At 72.9% G+C, this 5,359-nt stretch carries 3 protein-coding genes and 1 tRNA gene; 3 read left to right on the top strand and 1 reads right to left on the bottom strand.

The features are described from left to right. The first annotated feature begins 158 nt into the window (after window positions 1-158). Both HOY81_RS26565 and HOY81_RS26570 read left to right on the top strand, forming a co-directional pair. Window positions 159-857 carry a DegT/DnrJ/EryC1/StrS family aminotransferase gene (locus tag HOY81_RS26565; protein ID WP_237323261.1) on the top strand — a complete coding sequence of 233 codons (699 nt, stop codon included), beginning with the start codon at window positions 159-161 and terminating at the stop codon, window positions 855-857. 128 nt (window positions 858-985) lie between these two features. Continuing rightward, window positions 986-1,058, top strand: a tRNA-Thr gene (locus HOY81_RS26570). A 58-nt stretch (window positions 1,059-1,116) separates the two neighbouring features. Here HOY81_RS26570 and HOY81_RS26575 read toward each other — a convergent pair. Next, complete coding sequence (locus HOY81_RS26575; RefSeq protein ID WP_237323263.1) at window positions 1,117-3,723, bottom strand: SpoIIE family protein phosphatase; 2,607 nt, start codon at window positions 3,721-3,723, stop codon at window positions 1,117-1,119. Between the two features lie 347 nt (window positions 3,724-4,070). Here HOY81_RS26575 and HOY81_RS26580 point away from each other — a divergent pair. Beyond that, window positions 4,071-5,359 (top strand): HAMP domain-containing protein (locus tag HOY81_RS26580; protein ID WP_237323262.1); only part of this gene is annotated, 1,289 nt, incomplete at its 3' end.

The raw sequence follows: 5,359 nt of genomic DNA on the forward strand, positions 1-5,359 counted from the left end.
TGCGCCGATGGTACTGCATGCGGGAGTGTGTGGGAGAGTAGGACGCCGCCGAACAGTTCTTGAGCAGAGGGCCGTGGTTCCCGATCGTAGGATCGGGGACCACGGCCCTTCTGCGTTCCGTCATCCGGTGTTCACGTCGTACCGGGAACATCCCCGGCATGGGGACGAAAGAGCTCAGAGACGCCGGAGTCGTGAGCGGCAGCGAGGTGATCGTGCCGGCCTTCGGCGGTGCCGAAGTGGCGGAGGCCGTACGGGGGTTGGGGGCGTGCCCCGTGTTTGCGGACATCGAACCCGGAAGCTTCTGCCTCGACCCCGCCGACGTGAAGAACGTGCTGACCGCACGCACCGTGGCGGTCGCGGCGGTGCACCTCTTCGGGCACCCGGCGGACGTCTCCGGGCTCCGGGAAGTGCTCGACGGGCTTCCCGTCCGGGTCGTCGAGATCGGTGCGCCGCCGGTGGGGTCGTCGACGCCGCTGCCGCTGGACGTGCTGCACCGTCGGCGCCACGCGGCCTACCTCGACGCCCGGCTCAGCGGCGTCGTGGTGCCGCCGGTGGCTCCCGGGGTGGAGCATCGGTACACGCAGTACGTCGTGCGCGTGCCCGGCAACGGCCGGCCCGACCGGGACGCGTTCCGGCAGGCCTTGCGCGCCAGGGGGGTGCCCTGCCGGGTCCCGGTGAAGGTGCCGGTACACCGGATGCCCGGGTTCCGATCCGGCGTACGGCTGCCGGAGGCGGAGCGGGCCGCCGACGAGTGCCTGGCTCTGCCCGTCGACGCGCACCTGACGAAGCGTGAGCTGCACCGGGTGGCCTCCGCCTGCAACGCGCTGGGCGGCTTGCTTCTCGAGCCGGCCTGCTGAGCCGGTCCACGCCGGCTGCGGGCCGCCCGCGTCGCCCGGCGCCGACCGGGACGCGTCCCCGGGTGTCTCGACGTCCCCGGGGTCGTGAGCACCCGCGGAGATCATGTAGGATCAGTACCGCTGATCGCGCCCCAATAGCTCAGTCGGCAGAGCGTCTCCATGGTAAGGAGAAGGTCAACGGTTCGATTCCGTTTTGGGGCTCCGGCGACGAAGGGCCCCCGCCTCCGGCGGGGGCCCTTCGCATGTGCGGTCCCCGGGGTCACTCCGGGACGCGCATCGCCAGGATGGCCATGTCGTCGGAGGGCACCGAGTTCGCGAAGCGCTCGACGGTGCGCATGATGCGGGCCGCGACCGCCCCGGCGGTGAGGCCCGTGGAGGCGGAGAGTGCCTGCGCGAGTCCGTCGTCGCCCAGCATGCGGGTGCCTTCCCGGCGCTCCGTCACCCCGTCGGTGACACAGAGCAGGACGTCTCCGGGGTCGAGCAGGACACGCTGCTCGTACAGCTCCAGGTCGTCCATCACGCCGAGCAGCGGCTGGGGCTCCGCGGCCGGCTCGACCGAGCCGTCCGGGCGCAGGCGCAGCGGCAGGGGATGCCCGGCGCACACCACCTTCAGCTCCGCGCCGCCGTCCTGCTGCGGCCAGAGCTCGCCGTACAGCAGCGTCAGGAAGCGGCTGCGGGCGCCCTCGTCGAGGATCGCGGTGTTGAGCCGCTCCAGCACGGCGGGGCCGCCGAAGCCCTCGCGGGCCAGCAGGCGCAGGGCGTGCCGGGCCAGTCCGGTCACCGCTGCGGCCTCCGGGCCCGTACCGCAGACGTCGCCGATGGCGAAGCCGTACGCGCCCTCGCGGATGGGGAAGAGGTCGTAGAAGTCGCCGCCGACCTCGTTGCCCTCGCCGGCCGCGCGGTAGATGACCTCCACCTCGACGCCGGGCACCTCGGGCAGCTCCGGCGGCAGCAGGCTGCGCTGCAGCGACTGGCTGATGGCCGTGCGCTCGGAGTAGAGCCGGGCGTTGTCCAGCGCCAGGGCGGCCCGGCGGGACAGGTCCTCGGCGAGTTCCAGGATCTCCTGGCGGAACCGCTCGTCGGCGGGCTTGCCCAGGGTGAGCATGCCGATGACGCGGTTACGGGCGACCAGCGGCAGCACCACGGTCTCGCCGCCGAGTGCCGCGGCCGTCCCGGAGCCGGTGGCGAGTCGCAGGCCGCCGGAGGACGCGGCGGCCTGCGCGGAGGGGGACCGTACGGCCTCGGTGGGGCCGGTCCACACGCGGGCCCCGGGGGCGGGGACCGGGTCGGGCGGGTCGACGCGGGCGAGCAGCGCCTTGAGGCCGTCGATGCGGTCCTCGTCCTCGTGCAGCACGTAGGAGAGGGTGGGCTCGGAGCCCTGGTCCGCCACGGTGTAGACGGCGCACCAGGTGGCGAGCGTGGGCACCGTCATCTGAGCCATCAGCGCCAGGGTCTGGTCCCGGTCCAGGGTGCCCGCCAGCAGGTCCGAGGCCTCCACCAGGAAGGAGAGGGAGCCGCGCCGCAGCCGTTCCAGCTCGGTCAGCCGGGCGCGTTCGACGGCGAGCGCGATCCGGTCGGCGGCGAACTGGAGCCGCAGGGCCTCCTCGTTGGTGTAGCGCCCGGGGGCCTCGGTGGCGACGCCGAGCGAACCGGTGAGCCGCCCCTCCACCTTGAGCGGCACCGTGACGACGGAACGCATCCCGGTGCCCTCCAGCAGGGGTGCGGCACCGGGGACCACGGTGAGGTCCTCGTGGACGGAGGGCATCCGCGCGGAGCCGTACCGCCCGCTGCCGGCCTCCACGGGCACGCGGGCGAAACGCTGCCGTGCGGAGGGCAACCCGGTGGAGGCGCGGACCTCCAGTTCCGTCTCGTCGTCGGTGGCGAGCAGCAGGTAGGCGGCGTCGCCGTCCAGCATGTCGCGGGCGCGTTCGACGGTGCGCTGGAGGAGGCCGTCGAGGTCGTCGGGGGCGGGGGAGCCGATGAACACCTCGAAGGGGTCCGCTGCCGTGCGCTCGGTGCCGTCGGTGCGGGTGCCGGAGTCGGCGGTGGTGCTGCGGTGCGGGGACTGGAGGACCGCCCGCTCGTGGTCACGGACCATCAGGCAGACCGTGGAGGGCTCGCCGTCGCTGTCCCGCACCCGCAGGTGGGAGGCGTAGACGGGGATCGTACGGCCGTGGGTGTCCCGCATGCCGTAGGAGCCCTCCCAGCGGGAGAGCCGCAGCGCCTCCGCGATGCCGGTGCCGGTGCCCGGGGTGTGCGGCCAGGCGGCGAGATCGGTGAGGGGCTTGCCCAGCACCTGGTCGCGGGGATAGCCGAAGAGCTCCTCGGCGTCCTCGTTCCATGCAGAGACCGCGCCGCCGCGGTCGACCTGCACGACCGCGACGTGCACCCGCGCTGCCGCGAGGGGCAGCGCGGTGTCCGGGAGGGGCGGGCCGGCGGAGCGGGTGCCCACCGGTCGCTCGGGGAGGTGCAGCCGGAACCACACGCGCTTGTCTGCGGCGGTGTAGTCGACGCCCCAGCGGGAGGCGAGGGCGGCGCAGAGCAGCAGGCCCCGGCCGCCCTCGCGTTCCAGATGGCCCGGCGGGAGGCCGTTCTCGTGGACCGGCAGCTCGCGCTCCGGGTAGCGGTCGGCCACCTCGACGCGGACGGCGTCGTCCTCGCGGAGGCAGAGGACCTCGGCGGAGGTGCCGGCGTGCACGACGGCGTTGGTGACCAGCTCGCTGGTGAGGACGACCGCGTCGTCCACGATCTCGCCGAGGCCCCAGCCCTGCAGGGTGTCGCGCACGAAGCCGCGGGCGGTCGCCACGGAACGCCCCACCGGCTCGAAGGTGGCCGCGGCTCGTGCGGTGATCACTTTTCTCCCCATGGGTGTGTGGTCGCTGCCGGTGTCCGGATGAGTGCGCTGCGCACCGATGGCCGCCGCCGCTCGCCCCCGCTCGGCGCTCTGCTCTGGCATTCCGCAGCGCCCCTCCGTTGCCGATGTGCTCACATGCCGTCCCGCCCGGTCATACGCGCCGTTGGACAGCCGGATGCCAGGTTACTTACGTTCGCAGGGTGCGCGGGTGCCGGTTACGGGTGTTTCCCCCTCGTCGGCCCGGCGGGCCGCGATATGCCATGCTGCCGAACTGTTATCGCCTGGTTCGGGCAGGGTGAAACACTGGGAAGGCTCGATGAGAGGCCGGTCCAGGACGGTCGACCCTACGGAGGGACACGGTGGAGTCTGGCGCAGCGGCGCGTGGCGGCAACACGCGCGCGAAAGGCGGGCGCTCCCGGAGGAACGGGACGGTCGAAGTCGACGCCGCGGCCCTGAACCGGTTGCTGTCCGCCCTGGTGGCGATGCGGGAGGGCAATTTCCGGCGGCGGCTCACCGTGACCGGGGACGGCCCGATGGCCGAGATCGCGGCGGTCTTCAACGAGGTGTCCGACCGGAACCTCCATCTGACGAGTGAGCTCGCCCGGGTGCGCCGGGTGGTCGGCCGGGACGGCAAGCTGACCGAACGGCTGGAGACCGGGGCCTGCGAGGGCGCCTGGGCGACGGCCATCGACGCGTCGAACGCCCTGGTCGACGATCTGGTGCGCCCGGTGTCCGAGGTGGGCCGGGTGCTGACGGCGGTCGCGGAGGGCGACCTCGAGCAGCGGATGGATCTGCGGACGCAGAACCCGCAGGGGGCGACCCAGCCGCTGCGCGGCGAGTTCCTGAAGGTCGGGCGCACCGTCAACGGGCTGGTGGACCAGCTCTCCGCGTTCACCGACGAGGTCACGCGGGTGGCCAGCGAGGTCGGGACCGAGGGGAAGCTCGGCGGGCAGGCCCGGGTGCGTGGCATGTCCGGCTCGTGGAAGGACCTGACGGACTCGGTCAACACCATGGCCTCCCGGCTCACCGCGCAGGTGCGGGACATCGCCCTGGTGACGACGGCGGTCGCCAAGGGCGACCTGTCGCGGAAGGTCACCGTCCATGTGGCCGGCGAGATGCTGGAGCTGAAGAACACCGTGAACACCATGGTGGACCAGCTCTCCTCCTTCCAGTCCGAGGTGACCCGGGTGGCCCGGGAGGTCGGCACCGAGGGCCAGCTCGGCGGGCAGGCCCGGGTGCAGGGCGTGGCCGGGGTGTGGAAGGACCTGACGGACTCCGTCAACACCATGGCGGGCAATCTGACCTCCCAGGTCCGGGAGATCGCCCAGGTCACGACGGCCGTCGCCAACGGCGACCTGTCGCAGAAGATCACGGTGAACGCCCGGGGCGAGGTCGCCCAGCTCGCCGAGACGATCAATGCGATGACCGAGACGCTGCGGACGTTCGCGGACGAGGTGACCCGCGCCGCCTCCGAGGTGGGCACCGAGGGCGTGCTCGGCGGCCAGGCGCAGGTGCCGGGCGCGGCGGGGATCTGGAAGGACCTCACCGACTCGGTGAACAGCGCCTTCCGTAACCTGACGGCGCAGGTGCGGGACATCGCGCAGGTGACGACGGCGGTGGCGAACGGCGACCTGTCGCAGAAGGTCAC

It is taken from the genome of Streptomyces sp. JJ36 (assembly GCF_021696945.1).
GTDB lineage: Bacteria > Actinomycetota > Actinomycetes > Streptomycetales > Streptomycetaceae > Streptomyces.